Origin of the sequence: Paraburkholderia aromaticivorans (assembly GCF_012689525.1) — a bacterium.
In the GTDB taxonomy this organism is placed as follows: Bacteria; Pseudomonadota; Gammaproteobacteria; order Burkholderiales; family Burkholderiaceae; genus Paraburkholderia; species Paraburkholderia aromaticivorans_A.
Window position 1 is genome coordinate 494,385 of record NZ_CP051514.1, and the last position, 16,321, is coordinate 510,705.

General features: G+C 59.3%; 12 protein-coding genes and 2 pseudogenes. 9 read left to right on the plus strand and 5 right to left on the minus strand.

Annotated features, from left to right (window positions below):
• Window positions 1–77: 77 nt before the first annotated feature.
• Window positions 78–476: a helix-turn-helix domain-containing protein gene (locus tag HF916_RS02215; RefSeq protein ID WP_168788956.1), complete on the minus strand. Its 399-nt coding sequence runs from the start codon at window positions 474–476 to the stop codon at window positions 78–80.
• Window positions 477–722: 246 nt separating this feature from the next.
• Complete coding sequence (locus tag HF916_RS51860) at window positions 723–1,040, minus strand: DUF5372 family protein (protein ID WP_168788957.1); 318 nt, start codon at window positions 1,038–1,040, stop codon at window positions 723–725.
• Between HF916_RS51860 and tnpB the strand changes: the two genes are divergently transcribed.
• The 6 genes from tnpB (at window position 1,025) to HF916_RS02255 (ending at window position 6,525) form a co-directional block, all read left to right on the plus strand.
• Window positions 1,025–1,189: an IS66 family insertion sequence element accessory protein TnpB gene (tnpB, locus tag HF916_RS51630; RefSeq protein ID WP_168788959.1), complete on the plus strand. Its 165-nt coding sequence runs from the start codon at window positions 1,025–1,027 to the stop codon at window positions 1,187–1,189. The genes HF916_RS51860 and tnpB overlap by 16 nt on opposite strands.
• A gap of 41 nt (window positions 1,190–1,230) precedes the next feature.
• A complete protein-coding gene (tnpC, locus tag HF916_RS02230; RefSeq protein WP_168788958.1) occupies window positions 1,231–2,760 on the plus strand; it encodes an IS66 family transposase in 1,530 nt (509 codons plus the stop codon).
• A gap of 2 nt (window positions 2,761–2,762) precedes the next feature.
• On the plus strand, window positions 2,763–3,356 hold the full coding sequence (locus HF916_RS02235) for a plasmid pRiA4b ORF-3 family protein (protein ID WP_168787657.1): 594 nt from the start codon (window positions 2,763–2,765) through the stop codon (window positions 3,354–3,356).
• 645 nt (window positions 3,357–4,001) lie between these two features.
• Entirely contained in the window at window positions 4,002–4,226 is a 225-nt protein-coding gene (locus tag HF916_RS02245; RefSeq protein WP_240975305.1) for a hypothetical protein, read from the plus strand.
• 56 nt (window positions 4,227–4,282) lie between these two features.
• A protein-coding gene (locus tag HF916_RS02250) for an IS3 family transposase (RefSeq protein ID WP_168787523.1) occupies window positions 4,283–5,460 on the plus strand; the annotation gives its coding sequence in 2 pieces (ribosomal slippage) (window positions 4,283–4,550 and window positions 4,550–5,460; 1,179 coding nt in all).
• Window positions 5,461–5,499: 39 nt separating this feature from the next.
• Window positions 5,500–6,525, plus strand: coding sequence for a reverse transcriptase domain-containing protein (locus HF916_RS02255; protein WP_240975306.1), 1,026 nt, complete (start codon window positions 5,500–5,502; stop codon window positions 6,523–6,525).
• Between the two features lie 380 nt (window positions 6,526–6,905).
• On the opposite strand, the gene HF916_RS02260 is transcribed toward HF916_RS02255, so the two are convergent.
• Window positions 6,906–8,441, minus strand: a complete 1,536-nt coding sequence (locus tag HF916_RS02260; RefSeq protein ID WP_168787658.1) for a hypothetical protein — start codon at window positions 8,439–8,441, stop codon at window positions 6,906–6,908.
• 445 nt (window positions 8,442–8,886) lie between these two features.
• Window positions 8,887–9,354, minus strand: a complete 468-nt coding sequence (locus tag HF916_RS02265) for a group II intron maturase-specific domain-containing protein (protein WP_346777707.1) — start codon at window positions 9,352–9,354, stop codon at window positions 8,887–8,889.
• 87 nt (window positions 9,355–9,441) lie between these two features.
• Between HF916_RS02265 and HF916_RS02270 the strand changes: the two are divergent.
• Window positions 9,442–11,012 (plus strand): annotated as a pseudogene (locus HF916_RS02270) (IS3 family transposase).
• 2 nt (window positions 11,013–11,014) lie between these two features.
• Here HF916_RS02270 and HF916_RS02275 read toward each other — a convergent pair.
• The gene (locus HF916_RS02275) at window positions 11,015–11,908 is read right to left on the minus strand and encodes a reverse transcriptase domain-containing protein (protein ID WP_240975307.1); all 894 of its coding nucleotides are present in this window, start codon (window positions 11,906–11,908) and stop codon (window positions 11,015–11,017) included.
• Window positions 11,909–12,142: 234 nt separating this feature from the next.
• On the opposite strand from HF916_RS02275, the pseudogene HF916_RS02280 reads away from it, so the two are divergent.
• Window positions 12,143–13,713 (plus strand): annotated as a pseudogene (locus HF916_RS02280) (IS3 family transposase).
• Window positions 13,714–14,705: 992 nt separating this feature from the next.
• Entirely contained in the window at window positions 14,706–16,286 is a 1,581-nt protein-coding gene (locus HF916_RS02290; RefSeq protein WP_168787660.1) for an isocitrate lyase, read from the plus strand.
• Window positions 16,287–16,321 lie beyond the last annotated feature (35 nt).

The following is a 16,321-nucleotide window of genomic DNA, read 5'->3' on the forward strand; positions in this document are numbered from 1 at the left end:
CAGCATGGCCGAACGCATCACCTCGTACTGCGCGACGACGGCGGGCGAAAGCGTCGGCGGTCTGGCATCGGCTCTGGTTATCCCGCCGTTTTTTTTACACCGAAGGCACGTTCGATCGTTCTTGGATGCACATTGAGACCAAATTCATTGCGAACCAGTCTTGCCAGTTCGCGTGCCCGAATCGGCTCTCCGGGGACAAGCCGTGTCTTGAGAAACGCCAACACGTCACCCTGGATCTTGTGTGGACCATGTGGCCCTCGCTTCCTCGGCACCAGTCCTGCGATCCCACCTTCCTCGAAGTCCGTCCGGGCCTGATAGAAGGTCGGTCGCGAGACGCCGTATTCGTCGGAAACCGACGTCACCGATGCCTTCTCGACGGAGACGCGGCGCAACATCTCGTACTTCACCTGCACGGCGTCGTGCGGGTCAAAAAAACTCCCTTCCTGAAACTTGGGGTCCAGGACGTTCTCCGGCATCGGATTCAACGCGCCGTCCTCTGCGAGAACGTCGATCTTCGAGCGCTTGCGTTCACTGGGTGGGGGCACATTCAGATCCAGATGATCAAAAGACTTTGTGTAATTAAATTATGCCGCGACTGAAGCATTGTCAAGGAAAATCGCTGTTAACTTAAACGGTGTTTAAAAGTGCAAAAGCGAGACTTCGTCTACGTTACGCAGAGCATGTGCGGCCTTAATTATTTTACATATGCGGCAAAATTAGGCTTACAGCTGATTGGCGCTATCAGCTCGCCTGTGCGAGGAGAGGCGTGTCACGAGGCAAGCAAGCTCCATCAAGTCCGCTACCGTGAACAGCGCACGTTCTTGCCCCATGGTGACTTCAGGATCAGGCTCGCTCGTATCGGTCCACTTCGGGGGAACGGAGCAGACGCTCTTGTCGTCGATGCGCAGCAAGAGACGCTTGCCGGAGCGGTTATAGCGCTCGCCAACGCAGACGAGCTGCCGGCCACTTAATGGATGGAAGGGATGAGTTATGCGGACAAGCTGCGCCGAGGTAGCAACAAGGCCTGCATTCCGAGCTATGTTACAAGCGCCTGGAGCGAGGCCGTTTCATCTGGCCGCAGGCCGACGCGGGATGCATCCATCTGTCGGCGGCACAACTGTCGATGCTGCTCGAAGGCATCGACTGGCGACGCCCCGAACGGACGTGGAAGCCCACATGCGCCGCGTAAATTTGCCCCCACTTCTGCGCGTGCCTGGTAAACTCTCAGGCATGCCAGTCAGCCGACTCCCCGACGACATCGACACACTCAAGCGCATGCTTGTCTCGCGCGAAGAAACCATCGCGCGCCTGCTTGCCGAGATCTCGCGTCTGAAGCGCTGGCAGTACGGACGCTCGTCGGAGCGCATGGCAGAACTGACGGGACAACTGCAGCTCGCACTCAGTGACGGGTCACTGCCGCAGCAGGATGCCGTGCCAGCACCGGCGCCTGATGAACCCGTAGACACGACAGCGCCGGTGGTCCCACTACGCCGCCGCTCGCGCGAATTCCCTGCGCACCTGCCACGCGAGGTGGTGGAGCACAAGCCACAGGGCTGCGACTGCCCCGAATGCGGTGGCCGGCTGCGCAAGCTGGGTGAAGACGCCTCCGAGATGCTGGACTACGTGCCGGGGTACTTCCGGGTGATCCGCCACGTGCGCCCCCGGCTGAGCTGTGCCCGTTGTGCGAAGGTTGTCCAGGAAGCGGCGCCGTCGCGCCCGATCGCACGCGGCATGGCCGCAGCCGGCCTGCTGGCGCAGGTGGTGGTTGCCAAGTACGCCGACCATACGCCGTTGTACCGGCAGGCAGGAATCTATCGCCGTGCCGGCATTGAACTCGACCGTGCCACCCTGGCCTCATGGGTTCGCGAGTCCGCCGCACTGCTGCAGCCGCTGGCGGATGCCGTTGGCCGGTATGTGCGTGAGGCGCAAAAAATCCATACGGATGACACTCCCGTCCCGGTGCTGGAACCCGGACGCGGCAAGACGCGTACGGCGCGGTTGTGGACGTACGTACGCGATGACCGGCCGGCGGGCAGCCGGGCACCCCCGGCGGTCTGGTACCAGTACTCGCCCGACCGTAAGGGAGAGCGACCCCGTACGCATCTGCAGGGCTGGTCGGGCATCCTGCAAGCGGATGCCTATAGTGGCTACGATGCGCTGTACCGCGATGGCACGATCATCGAGGCAGCGTGCTGGGCGCATGTGCGGCGCAAGTTCTACGACCTGTACGAACTGGAGCGTTCGCCGGTAGCGCAGGAGGCACTCAGCCGCATCGCGGCCCTGTATGCCATCGAGCGCGAGGTGCGCGGCCGCAAGCCGGAGGTCCGGCAGTCTGTGCGCATGGCGCGGGCATTGCCGCTCGCGGGCACACTGAAGGACTGGCTGGAACATACGCTCGCGCGGGTCCCGGCGAAGTCGGGCCTTGGCAAGGCAATCCGGTATGCGCTGGGGAACTGGCACGCGCTGGTGCGCTACTGTGAAGACGGGCGCATCGAGATCGACAACAATACGGCGGAGCGGGCTATCCGGCCGCTCGTGATCGGCCGGCGCAATTACCTGTTTGCCGGTTCTGACGGCGGTGGACAGAGTGCGGCGGTCATCTACAGCCTGATCGGCATAGCACGCCTGAATGGCATCGAACCGTATGCATACCTGCGCACGGTATTCGAGCGCATCGCCGAGCATCCCATCAACCGGATCGACGAGTTGCTGCCGTGGCGTTTGACGCCGGTGGAGCAGCCGGTCCAGCAGGCTGCGTGACGATGGCATCGACTCGCAAGCCCGCGGTACGCGCGGTCAATTCACAGATACCGGTCTACCAGCTGCACATCGAACTGAAGTATCTGAAGCCGGCGATCTGGAGACGGGTGCTGGTCCCCGCCTCGATCAAGCTGCCGAAGCTGCACGTCGTGCTGCTGTGGGCGATGGGCTGGGATGGCGGCCACCTGCACGAATTCGTGTTCGGCGACATCAACTACGGGGTGCCCGATCCGGACTTCCCGAGTGACCCGCCGATGCTCAACGAAGCGCGGGTGAGCCTGGGCCGTGCGCTCGGTGCGCTGAAGTCATTCATCTACATCTACGATTACGGTGACAACTGGCAGCATCGTGTGAAGGTCGAGAAGGTCCTGCCGCCTGATCCTGAGCTGCGCTCGCCCATCTGCCTGGACGGCCAAAATGCCTGTCCGCCGGAAGATGTTGGCGGCGTACCCGGCTACATCGAGTTCCTCGACGCGATCATCGATCCCGCTCATGATGAACACCACCTGTTGCTCGACTGGTGTGGCGGTGGTTTCGATCCTGCTGCCTTTGACCTCCAAGGCGTCAACGAACGCCTCTGCGAGATCAAATTCTGATCGTCAAGACGGCCGCCAAATGTCGCTTACTTCTCACCTGACAAAGATCGAAGGTGCATACAGCCATCGCGAACGGCGGCTTTGTGGCGCGATGACTGTCCCTTGTGGGTGTGCGCCGTGAAAAGGTGGCGCTTTCCAGTGGGTGCAAGTCCCACCCGGCAACGGCTCCAGCCGGAAGCAACCGGAGCAATCGTGGAGGTAACGAAGCGGTTGAAGCCTTCGGTGAAGCGTGTCACGAATCGGTGACAGCGCGAGTGTGCGGGCCGTAACGTGAGTAAACGCCGAGCAAGCCTCGAAAAGGACGATGCGCAGGCCGACCTGACTACCCTATCGGGGAAGGCTGATACGGCTGGGTGAATGAGCAGGCAGGACGCTCAGCCGCTGCGCCGGGGTAGTGGCGACAGCACGTACACAAGGAAAGCGTACGCAACACGGGAAGTCCCTTGGCGTGGTCAGGGATGATCAACCGGACGCCCGTGAGGGACAGGCCGGGCGCCTTGGGATGACGGAGAGGCCCGTATTACCGTTGAAGCCGGTGTAATGCTGGTGGAGGGAAGGGGCCTCAGTTCAAGACAGACGCAATACGTAGTGAGGACGTGGAGATTGGGCAACCTATCAACTCCGATTCGTGTTCAGAAGCTGCAGATGGCGTTACACGCGAAAGCGAAGGCAGAAGCCGGGTATCGCTTCTACGCGCTGTACGACAAGATCTATGGCGAGGATGTGCTGGCGCATGCGTACGCCCAGTGTCGCTCGAACAAGGGCGCGCCGGGTGTCGATCGGCAAGACTTCGCGGAGGTCGAAGCGTATGGAGTGTCAAAGTGGCTCGGCGAACTGGCGCTTGCGCTCAGGCAGGATGTGATGGTCTAATTTCCTCGGACAGGTCGATAGGAGGACAATCCGGAATCGACGAGGAAAAACGATAGATGACAAGAAGGCGCCGACAATTTGACACCAGCTTCAAGCTGGAAGTGGTACGGATGGTTCGAGACCAGGGCTTATCGGTCGGCGAAGTCTGCCGGTCGATGGACCTTGTAGAGACAGCCGTACGGCGCTGGGTGGCGCAGTATGATGCGGAGCGCGCTGGCGGCCCTGGCGTGGGCAAGCCGCTGACGGCGGAACAGCAGCGCATCCGGCAGCTTGAAGCTGAGAACCGGCAATTGAGAGAGGACAACTCGCTGTTAAAAAAAGCATCGGCCTTCTTTGCCCGGGAACTGAAGTGAGTTACCGCGTGGTGACTCACTTGCAACAGGAGGCCGTATCGGTCAGTCATGCCTGCCGGCTTTTGCAGGTGAGCCGCTCTGGCTATTATGAGCACCGGCGTGCGAAGCCGAGCGTAAAGAGCCTGCAGCAACAGACCCACGTCAAGGCAGCATTCGCCGCCAGCGGCGCGAGCTATGGCAGCCGGCGTGTGATGTATGCGCTGCGGGAACAGGGGCTACGTATGGGTCGTTACCGGGTGCGTACGCTGATGCGTGAAGCAGGTCTGCGTACGAGTTGGAAGCGCAAGTTCGTCTCGACGACCGACAGCAGGCATACGCTACCTGTGGCGGAGAATGTGCTCGACCGGCAGTTTGATGTTGCCGAGCCCAATCGCGCGTGGGTTTCAGACATCACCTACATCCGCACAGCGCAGGGCTGGCTGTATCTGGCGGTTGTGCTGGACCTGTACTCACGCAAGGTGGTCGGCTGGTCCATGGCGCCCACGATGCCCGCCGCACTGGTCATGTCGGCACTGACCATGGCACTACAGCAGCGCCGGCCAGCGCCCGGACTGCTGCTACATTCGGACAGGGGCAGCCAATACGCGAGCGATGAATACCAGGCCTTGCTCAGGCAGCATCACGTGGTTTGCAGCATGAGCCGCAAGGGAAATTGCTGGGACAACTCGGTGATGGAGCGGTTCTTCCTGAACCTGAAAATGGAGCGCGTATGGCAGCGTCAGTACGCCAACCACGATGAGGCACGGCGCGACATCAACCAGTACATCGTTGGCTTCTACAATGCCGTGCGCCTGCATTCAACTTTGGGCTATCTGTCGCCCGCTGCCTACGAGGCAAATCCGACAGTAAAAGAACCTATCTACCTGTCCGAAATAACTTGACCACTACAGGAGACTTACCGGCCGGACCCTATCAGAAGAGTGTTTATCCCGAAGGCCAATGGCAAGCTGAGGCCACTGGGCATCTCGACCTTGCGAGATCGGGTGTGCATGACAGCAGCGATGCTGGTGCTCGAACCGATCTTCGAAGCCGACCTTCCACCCGAGCAGTACGCTTACCGCCCCGGGCGAAATGCCCAGCAAGCGGTGATCGAAGTGGAGGAACGACTGCACCGGGGGCACACGGATGTCGTCGACGCCGACCTCGCGGACTACTTCGGAAGTATTCCCCACGCCGATTTGATGTTGTCGCTCGCGCGACGCATCGTTGACCGGCGCGTGCTGCATCTGATCAAGATGTGGTTGGAGTGCTCCGTTGAAGAAACCGATCACCGAGGCCGGAAGACACGTACGACCGAGGCCAAGGACAGCAGGCGCGGCATTCCGCAAGGCTCACCCGTCTCACCACTGCTGGCGAATATTTATATGCGCCGGTTTGTGTTGGCATGGAAGAAGCTCGGGCTTGAGCGAAGTCTTGGCAGTCGAATCGTGACCTACGCGGACGATCTGGTGATCCTGTGCAAGCGAGGCAAGGCTGAAGAAGCATTGTCGCGACTACGCGAGATCATGAGCAAGCTGAAGCTGACGGTCAACGACGAGAAGACACAAATCTGCTCGATTCCGGAAGGCGAATTCGACTTCCTGGGTTACACGTTTGGGCGGATGTACTCGGCGAAGACTGGCCAGGCCCGTATGGGCATGCGCCCGTCAAAGAAGAGTATCCGGCGCATGGTCGAGAAGGTCCATGCGCTGACAGCTCATTCGATGACATGGCTCGATACCACGGAGCTGGTGAGCAAGTTGAACCGCACGCTGCGCGGCTGGGCGAACTACTTCAAGGTAGGGACGGTCAGTCGCGCATATCGGGCGCTCGACAGCTATACCTCTTCGCGGTTGCGTCGGTGGTTACGTAACAAGTACAAGGTCAGGCGTCGCAGGGGCGGGAGCTATCCATCCTCGCACCTCTACGGGCACTTCGGTCTCGTTCGTCTACAGGGTCCTTGGTAGTGACTTGCCGTGTACGAAGGCGTGATGTCTTGTCCGAGAGCCGGATGCGGGCGATCTGCATGTCCGGTTCGATGAGCGGGATGTGGAAACGGGGTTAGGGCGAGGTTCCTAGGGCACCGCCAGACGAAAGGGGCGGAAACAGACAAACCAAACCTAACGCTACCGCGCCACTTCTCGACTCTACCGCGAGTACTCATCCACCGGCATCACCCGTGACATTGGACGCTACGACGGCACGAACGGCTGCAAACCGCCTATCAACAGCCTCACAGTGGTCAACACTCCAATGTCAGCTCAGGCCGATCAATCGTGAAGTCAAGCTGTTTATCGAGAGCCCGTCGAGTTTGGAAGAGGAGCGTGGTTTGATTTTATTCGATCGGTCAATGTTTTTCAGCGTCAGGAAAAAAATGCTGATCGAGCCACTCATAGCCAGCCGTGGCCTCGCGAACCGTTTCTACAGAGATAGGTGCTTCGTTCTCGCCATGGAACAGCGCGTTGCGATCCTTCGAAACCTTCGAATAGTTCGACTGGACATTCGATAGCGGTGGTGCTCCTTTAATCTTGCGGCAGACGTACTTAAGCTGCTTGAAGCGACTTGGCTTTCGAGTATCGGTAGGCCAATCAATCTGATCAGCGACCTCCTGGCTGGTTGCCTCAACCAGTTGTCGGGCTTCATCCCAGTATGCGTCGCTGCTGTCTAAGCTATTAAGGTCGATCGGTGAGCCAGATTTTGCGACCTCGGCCCTCATCCTATCGTTGATTAACGACTCGGTCCCGACGTTCAGCCAAAAGAGAGCTTCTCGGGTATCGCCGACGCGCGCGTGTTGTTGCGCAAGCTCACGGCACTTCCGATGCCACGGCATCGCTCGCATTTCATCCTCGACGATCAACGGCTCGGACGGCGGCATGAACGCCTTCATCAAACTTGCCGGATTGTTGCGCCAAATGAGCCCGAAGTCTTTGTTTGAACTGCAGGTCATCCGGCTTTCGAGCTGGCCGATATCGCTCGGTGACGGAATCCATCCAAAGGTCTCACTCTGCTGATAGCGGACATGCCAACAGACCTCGTAGATCACGTCGAACGCCACATTGAAGCCGTTTGGCCACGATTCTCCTTGGATGGAGCCAGCAGATGGAATCCGCAACGCGGGCGCCTCAACACTTGGGTCGATAAGGGCAGCAAAGTGAAGCTCGACCGAGGTCACACCGCTTGGCCACCGCGATGTGTTCATCTCTGCGGCGACCGCTCCCGTGCCGCCCGAATCGAAAGCGACCGAAGACTTTGAAATTTTTGGAGTGAGCGAGCCAGTAAGCTGAATTCCGCGATGAACGGTCCTTAGTTCGATGGTCTGTGCGGAAATCGCATAAGGTAGCGATGTGCGAAGAATCGTGCGAAGCGTCCCGTCCCTTAATCCGTCAACTATGCTCGTGACAACCGCAAGCTCGGAATCGAATTCCGTGGCCTTCGTAGAGGTCCAAGGCCGGACGATGGCTCCTATGCGCGATGAAATATCATCGAGCAGCGCTAGCCCCTCGTCGGCCAGCGGCAAAGGTACATCAGCGAACTTCTCGTAAAGTTCGTCGCGAAGCGCATGTAGGACGAAAACCGACGAGTTCATGGGAGATATGGACTCGTATCCACTCAGCATCGCGGCACACTTGCGGAAGCTGGCCTGATGCTCCAGTGTCACAGTGAACGGTGTCGGTATCCGCCACCTGTCGTGACGCGCACAGAAGTCAAAGAGGAAAGCTTCACGCGCCAGCTTGTCGGCCTCCGAGCCACACACTATCGAAGGGACGTGCGAGAGAACGTCGAGCAATCCAGACGTCGCGATTGTTGTGGCTGAAGTCTGAGTGTACAACTGCACTGAGCCGTAGCGGCTTCGCAACCATGCCTTAGCTTCTGCTTTATTCATTTCTTAAGTTAAACGATGTTTGATGTGTTCGTGGGCAGCTGGTGGGGGCATCGCCCCTCGTCACCGTTGGCTTCGCGCTGCAATTCAATCATGCTCGACCTCGAGCGGTGCGTACATTCCCTTCTGACAGTGACCGGTCCGACCCGAATCGCCATCTGGGAATATGGGCGGGCACGCGAGGTCCAACTGTAGATATGGTCCGCGCCTGCCATGTAAACTTCGACTAAGGCTTGGGCCGCCGGTGTTGTAGGATTATAAGTCCCCAACGCGTCGGTATTTTGTGCGACGCGGCTGCATTTGAAAGGCCGGTCTCGATCGTCGAACGGCCATCCAAGCGCTGACCGGCGAACGTCGGCAATGGCCGAGGGGATAGGGGTAGGAAACGGCGATCGCCGTCCCCTCCCTCCGAACCCGGTGTGCAGTTTTCCCGCGACGGGCTCTCCAGTCAGTTGTTTCCACATCGGGATTGGCGCGCCAATCGAAGGGCCTCGGACATCGTGAACAGCCCAAGATTAGCGAAGGAAGCATTTGGCCATCGCGTGTGATCACGAAGGCATCGACCCTGACCCGGACGATGAAGCTGTCGGCGCAGGATCGCTCGCAGACGGCGACGAACAAAGCCATCGACGGACGAGAAGGTGTATCGATGGGCATGCTGGAAATAGCCAAACCAGCCACGCAGGAGTGGATTGATCGAGGCAATGGTGTCCTTGATCGAGTCACCCCGGTTACGCCTGGTCAGGGCCCGGATTGTATCCCGCAGCCCCATGAGACTCTTCTTGCGCACCCAACGTTGGCCCTCCTCGAACCGGTAGCCCAGAAACTCGAACCCATGACCCTCCAGCCGACAATTCCCAACGTGGGTTTTGTCGGGATGCAGTGTCAAGCCGTTCGCATCCACCCAAGCCCGCATGCGAGTGAGCGCAGCTTCCCCCCGGTGTCACAATAGTTGTCGCCTCTGAATTTTCTTAAATTGAAGAGTCAGAGGTGCAGGTTGAAGGTGAAACAAACGTATTCTGTCGAGTTCAAAGAGCAAGCGCTGTCGAAAGTTTTGCAGCGCGGGAGCCGCACGGTTGGATCGGTGGCCGACGAATTGAACATGAATTTACTGACATTAAGGAAGTGGATGAGAGGTAGCGCCGCTGCGGGTCGGAGCTCAGGCTCCGGACAAGCAAAACGTCCAGCAGACTGGTCGCCGGAAGAACGGCTGCTGGCTTTGCATGAGAGCCACGGCCTGGTCGACGAAGCACTGAACGCGTGGTGTCGTGAGCGGGGGCTGTTTGCTCATCATCTCACGCAGTGGCGCATGGATTTTTGCGCCGTCGGCGGGACCGGCGGTCGGCGTGAGAACGGCCAGGAAGTACGGGATCTGAAGCAAGCCAATGTCCAATTACAGCGCGAATTGAACCGCAAGGAGAAAGCGCTGGCGGAGGCGGCGGCGCTGTTGGTGCTGCAAAAAAAGTATCGTGCGCTGTTCGAGGGCGAGGCCGAATGACAGCCCTTGAAGAGCGCAAGACATTGATCGGCCTGATCAGCGAGGCGACCCTGGCGGGGGCTCGCCAGGCGCCCGCGTGTGAGATGCTGGGGCTGAGCGCACGGACGGTTCAGCGTTGGCAAGGTGGCGAACCTGACGCGGTGGACGGGCGCTCGTTACGACACCATGAGCCATCTCACAAGCTGAGCGCCGAGGAACGCACCGAGCTGCTGGCAGTTGCGAACTCGGCCGAGTTTGGTCATTTGCCGCCGAGCCAGATCGTGCCTCGGCTGGCTGACCAGCAACGCTATATCGCCTCGGAGTCGACGTTCTATCGGGTGCTGAAAGCCGAGAAGCAGCTTGCCCATCGGCGCAGTGAACGGCCGGTCAAATCATGCGGCAAACCACGAGCGGTTCGCGCGGACGCGCCGAATCAGCTTTACAGTTGGGACATCACGTACTTGCCGGCGACGATCCGCGGGCAGTACTTTTATCTGTATCTGTTTATGGACGTGTTCAGCCGCAAGATCGTCGGCTGGCAGGTCTACGCCGAAGAGAGTAGCGCCCAGGCCAGCGAGGTGCTCAAGGATCTATGCGCGCGTGAGGCGATACAGCCCAACCAGGTAATTTTGCACTCCGACAACGGCGGCCCAATGAAGGGCGCCACGATGCTTGCCACCTTGCAGGCCTTGGGCGTGATGCCGTCGTTGAGTCGCCCCGGCGTGAGCAACGACAACCCCTATTCGGAATCGTTGTTCAAAACGCTGAAGTACCGGCCCGCTTATCCGTTAGAGGCATTCGATACCCTGTTCGCCGCCCGCACCTGGGTTGCAGAACTAGTGCGCTGGTACAACCACGAACACCGCCACAGTGCGATCCGTTTCGTGACGCCGGCCCAGCGCCATGCGAATCTTGATCAGGACATCCTCGAGCGCCGCAAGGCGCTCTACGAGGGTGCGCGCGAACGTCATCCGCTACGATGGAAAGGTGCCACGCGGGACTGGCAGCGCGTTCATGTCGTGCATCTGAATCCCGGTCGTGCTGAGCCGACCGTCGACATTCGACGACCCCGTAACGAGGAATTAAAAGCAGCCTGAATTCAAAACGTCGAGGCGACAACTAGCTGGAAAACTTCCGCTTCCGCTTCCTCACGTGTACGGCATAACACCACGGCGTCATCCGCGTAGCGCACCATGACCAGCCCTGCCTGTCGCATTTCCACGTCAAGCTCGTGCAGGTACAGATTTGCCAACAAGGGGCTGACAACCGCCCCTTGAGGACTGCCGGAAGTCGGCGTCCAGCGCGTCATGTCTTCCATGATGTCTTGCTTGAGAAAGTACTGGATGAGTTCCAGAACCCGGCCGTCCGAGATTCGCCCCGCCACTCTCGCAAGAAGAGGTGAGTGTGGAATCGAGTCAAAATAGCTTTGCAGGTCGGCATCGACCACCCAGCAGTAGCCCGCTTTCACATGCCGGTCCACTTCGCGCAGCGCATCCTTGCAGCCCAAGCCCGGGCGAAAGCCGTAGCTTCTCGACTCGAACTCATGCTCAAAGATCGGCTCGATTACCAGCTTCAGGGCCGCCTGAACGACGCGATCCTTTACAGCGGGTATGCCGAGCGGACGACGTCCTTTACCTTTCGGTATGTAGACGCGCCGCACCGGCTGCGGGCGATAGCTACCATCCTGCAATGCTTGCGCCAGTTCAGCAAGGTAGCGGTCCCGCGCTTGCGCGAATCGCTTCACGCTCATGCGGTCCACTCCCGCCGCCCCGGCGTTCTTCTCGACCTGAGCCCACCCCAGCGCGAGCGTGTCCAGGCGAAACACCTTGTCAATCAGACTGTGCCATTTACCTCCTTTAACTCCGTTTCGTAGAGCAGCCAACATAGCGTCCGTCCAGATTGAAGCTGACGCGAATTTCCGCTGCACGCAGCTTCCCAGCGCGTCTGCATCTCGTCTAGTCGTTTCCGACACTGGCGATGCTTCGATCTTCATCTCTGCTTCCTTCCGGTCTTTTACTATCAACTTTCCTGCCCCGCTTCCCTAGTGCGCCTTTTGCTCTGACGCAGGTCTCCACGGCTCGACTCTTCCGTGTGCAGTACTATCGGGACTCTGACTCCTGCCAGCGTTCACCTCGCCGGCAGGTCTCCCCGCTTGCTTCCCCCGGTGTCACAATAGTTGTCGCCTCTGAATTTTCTTAAATTGAAGAGTCAGAGGTGCAGGTTGAAGGTGAAACAAACGTATTCTGTCGAGTTCAAAGAGCAAGCGCTGTCGAAAGTTTTGCAGCGCGGGAGCCGCACGGTTGGATCGGTGGCCGACGAATTGAACATGAATTTACTGACATTAAGGAAGTGGATGAGAGGTAGCGCCGCTGCGGGTCGGAGCTCAGGCTCCGGACAAGCAAAACGTCCAGCAGACTGGTCGCCGGAAGAACGGCTGCTGGCTTTGCATGAGAGCCACGGCCTGGTCGACGAAGCACTGAACGCGTGGTGTCGTGAGCGGGGGCTGTTTGCTCATCATCTAACGCTGTGGCGCATGGATTTTTGCGCCGTCGGCGGGACCGGCGGTCGGCGTGAGAACGGCCAGGAAGTACGGGATCTGAAGCAAGCCAATGTCCAATTACAGCGCGAATTGAACCGCAAGGAGAAAGCGCTGGCGGAGGCGGCGGCGCTGTTGGTGCTGCAAAAAAAGTATCGTGCGCTGTTCGAGGGCGAGGCCGAATGACAGCCCTTGAAGAGCGCAAGACATTGATCGGCCTGATCAGCGAGGCGACCCTGGCGGGGGCTCGCCAGGCGCCCGCGTGTGAGATGCTGGGGCTGAGCGCACGGACGGTTCAGCGTTGGCAAGGTGGCGAACCTGACGCGGTGGACGGGCGCTCGTTACGACACCATGAGCCATCTCACAAGCTGAGCGCCGAGGAACGCACCGAGCTGCTGGCAGTTGCGAACTCGGCCGAGTTTGGTCATTTGCCGCCGAGCCAGATCGTGCCTCGGCTGGCTGACCAGCAACGCTATATCGCCTCGGAGTCGACGTTCTATCGGGTGCTGAAAGCCGAGAAGCAGCTTGCCCATCGGCGCAGTGAACGGCCGGTCAAATCATGCGGCAAACCACGAGCGGTTCGCGCGGACGCGCCGAATCAGCTTTACAGTTGGGACATCACGTACTTGCCGGCGACGATCCGCGGGCAGTACTTTTATCTGTATCTGTTTATGGACGTGTTCAGCCGCAAGATCGTCGGCTGGCAGGTCTACGCCGAAGAGAGTAGCGCCCAGGCCAGCGAGGTGCTCAAGGATCTATGCGCGCGTGAGGCGATACAGCCCAACCAGGTAATTTTGCACTCCGACAACGGCGGCCCAATGAAGGGCGCCACGATGCTTGCCACCTTGCAGGCCTTGGGCGTGATGCCGTCGTTGAGTCGCCCCGGCGTGAGCAACGACAACCCCTATTCGGAATCGTTGTTCAAAACGCTGAAGTACCGGCCCGCTTATCCGTTAGAGGCATTCGATACCCTGTTCGCCGCCCGCACCTGGGTTGCAGAACTAGTGCGCTGGTACAACCACGAACACCGCCACAGTGCGATCCGTTTCGTGACGCCGGCCCAGCGCCATGCGAATCTTGATCAGGACATCCTCGAGCGCCGCAAGGCGCTCTACGAGGGTGCGCGCGAACGTCATCCGCTACGATGGAAAGGTGCCACGCGGGACTGGCAGCGCGTTCATGTCGTGCATCTGAATCCCGGTCGTGCTGAGCCGACCGTCGACATTCGACGACCCCGTAACGAGGAATTAAAAGCAGCCTGAATTCAAAACGTCGAGGCGACAACTAGCTGGAAAACTTCCGGCTTCGTGCCACCGTCCCATCGTTCCGTCCTCACCCACGTGGTACGCCACCGCACCGCTTTATCCGCCACGACAGCGTGCTGTGTTACTTCCAGGCTTCGCCACTTTAGTGCAGGCTCGCCGCCATACCCCGCCGAAACAGGTTCGTTAACCTACGGACCGACAGTTCGCTTCCGGTTACTCCCCACCCCGCCTCACGACGACGCAGTTACCTTCAGCTACGGAGCTGTGGCCAACTCCGGCAGGGACTTGCACCCTGCAAATGGCACGCCATCACGGGCGTACACTAAACCGCTCGCGCGGTAAGGGGCTCCGTCCCGTCTCTGGCGGGGATGACAGGTCAGTGGCGCCGGTGGTTATGTTGGTGACTGAGGCAATCCGCCTCGTTCTCCAGCAGGAGCGCCATCATGACCTCTTCCGACCCGGGCGTCAGCCCGCTGCGCCGGCGCATGGTCGATTCCTCTCTATGACCAAGCTGCTCCTGCATCGCCTGGATGGTCGTATCCCGATTCCGCCAGATGCATTGCAAACGAATGGCGATAGGTGAGCGACGTCACCCGCCTGGTCAGCCTGGCGGCATCCGCAGCGCGTTTGATCACGCATCGGAACGTCGGTTGTCGAAACAGACGTCTACAAAATCATCCCGCTAGCAATCGTTGGTCGAGCCATCCGTGCTTGCCCTGCCTCCAACAGCCGAAAGCGCGTTTTACATTGCGGGATTCCCTTCAGATTTCCGCAGCATCAATTTTTTGCCGTTTGAAAACATGTTTTGCAATGCAAAAAGTCAGCCATATCTCATTGAAAAATAACAATAAATTATGTCTTATGTCTTATATAAGACTCCGTTAGGACGCGTCAAACGGCGCTACTATTCAGTCATGCAGTCCGCTTCGACAGACGTAGCGACACGCTGAACCATCTAGTCAAACGCGCTTTGCTCTCAGGAGATACACATGACCCAATATCAAGACGACATCAACGCAGTTGCTGGTTTGAAAGAGAATCACGGCAGCGCATGGAATGCCATCAACCCTGAGTATGCGGCCCGCATGCGTGCCCAGAACAGGTTCAAAACGGGCCTGGACATCGCCAGGTACACCGCCAGGATCATGCGCGCCGACATGGCCGCCTACGATGCCGACTCGTCCAGTTATACTCAGTCGCTGGGCTGCTGGCACGGCTTCATCGGCCAGCAGAAGATGATCTCCATCAAGAAGCACTTCAACAGCACCGACCGCCGCTACCTGTACCTGTCCGGCTGGATGGTGGCCGCGCTGCGCTCCGAGTTCGGCCCGCTGCCGGACCAGTCAATGCACGAAAAGACCTCTGTCAGTGCGTTGATCCGAGAGCTCTACACCTTCCTGCGTCAGGCCGACGCCCGTGAATTGGGCGGCCTTTTCCGCGAGCTGGATGCGGCCGTTGGCCCTGCCAAGACCACCATCCAGGAAAAAATCGACAACCACGTCACCCACGTGGTGCCAATCATCGCCGACATCGACGCGGGTTTCGGCAACGCGGAAGCAACCTACCTGCTGGCCAAGCAGTTTATTGAGGCGGGTGCTTGTTGCATCCAGATCGAAAACCAGGTGTCCGACGAGAAGCAGTGCGGCCATCAGGATGGCAAAGTCACTGTGCCTCACGAGGATTTCCTGGCCAAGATCCGCGCCATCCGCTACGCCTTCCTCGAACTGGGCGTGGACGATGGCGTTATCGTGGCTCGTACCGACTCGCTGGGCGCTGGCCTGACCAAGCAGATCGCCGTGACCAACACGCCTGGCGACCTGGGCGACCAATACAATTCCTTCCTCGATTGCGACGAAATATCGGCCGACGCACTGGGCAATGGTGACGTCGTCATCAAGCGCGACGGCAAGCTGCTGCGTCCTAAGCGCTTGCCTAGCAACCTGTTTCAGTTCCGCGCCGGCACGGGCGAAGCGCGCTGCGTACTGGATTGCATCACCGCGCTGCAGAACGGCGCTGACCTGCTGTGGATCGAAACCGAAAAACCGCACATCGCCCAGATCGGCGGCATGGTCAGCGAGATTCGCCAGGTCATCCCGAACGCCAAGCTGGTGTACAACAACAGCCCGTCGTTCAACTGGACCCTGAATTTCCGCCAGCAGGTGTATGACGCGATGAAGGCCGCAGGCAAAGATGTATCGGCATACGACCGCCCGCAGTTGATGAGCGTGGAATACGATCAGACCGAATTGGCAAAGCTCGCCGACGAAAGGATCCGGACCTTCCAGGCCGACGCGTCGCGCGAAGCCGGTATCTTCCACCACCTGATTACGCTGCCGACGTACCACACCGCCGCACTGTCGACTGACAACCTGGCCAGGGAATACTTCGGCGACCAGGGCATGCTGGGTTATGTGGCCGGCGTGCAGCGTAAGGAAATCCGCCAGGGCATTGCCTGCGTCAAGCACCAGAACATGTCCGGCTCGGACATCGGCGATGACCACAAGGACTATTTCAGCGGCGAAGCGGCCCTGAAAGCGGGAGGTAAAGACAACACCATGAACCAGTTCTGATACCAGCAATTCTCCAGGCAAAACGCCAACCGATA

Excerpts from the sequence above, each read along its gene's own strand:
- HF916_RS02245 (WP_240975305.1), top strand. The coding sequence starts at position 4,002 with ATGGCGTTACACGCGAAAGCGAAGGCAGAAGCCGGGTATCGCTTCTAC.
- HF916_RS02215 (WP_168788956.1), bottom strand. The coding sequence starts at position 476 with ATGCCGGAGAACGTCCTGGACCCCAAGTTTCAGGAAGGGAGTTTTTTT.
- HF916_RS02235 (WP_168787657.1), top strand. The coding sequence starts at position 2,763 with ATGGCATCGACTCGCAAGCCCGCGGTACGCGCGGTCAATTCACAGATA.
- HF916_RS02290 (WP_168787660.1), top strand. The coding sequence starts at position 14,706 with ATGACCCAATATCAAGACGACATCAACGCAGTTGCTGGTTTGAAAGAG.
- tnpC (WP_168788958.1), top strand. The coding sequence starts at position 1,231 with ATGCCAGTCAGCCGACTCCCCGACGACATCGACACACTCAAGCGCATG.
- HF916_RS02275 (WP_240975307.1), bottom strand. The coding sequence starts at position 11,908 with ATGAAGATCGAAGCATCGCCAGTGTCGGAAACGACTAGACGAGATGCA.
- HF916_RS02260 (WP_168787658.1), bottom strand. The coding sequence starts at position 8,441 with ATGAATAAAGCAGAAGCTAAGGCATGGTTGCGAAGCCGCTACGGCTCA.
- HF916_RS02265 (WP_346777707.1), bottom strand. The coding sequence starts at position 9,354 with ATGCGGGCTTGGGTGGATGCGAACGGCTTGACACTGCATCCCGACAAA.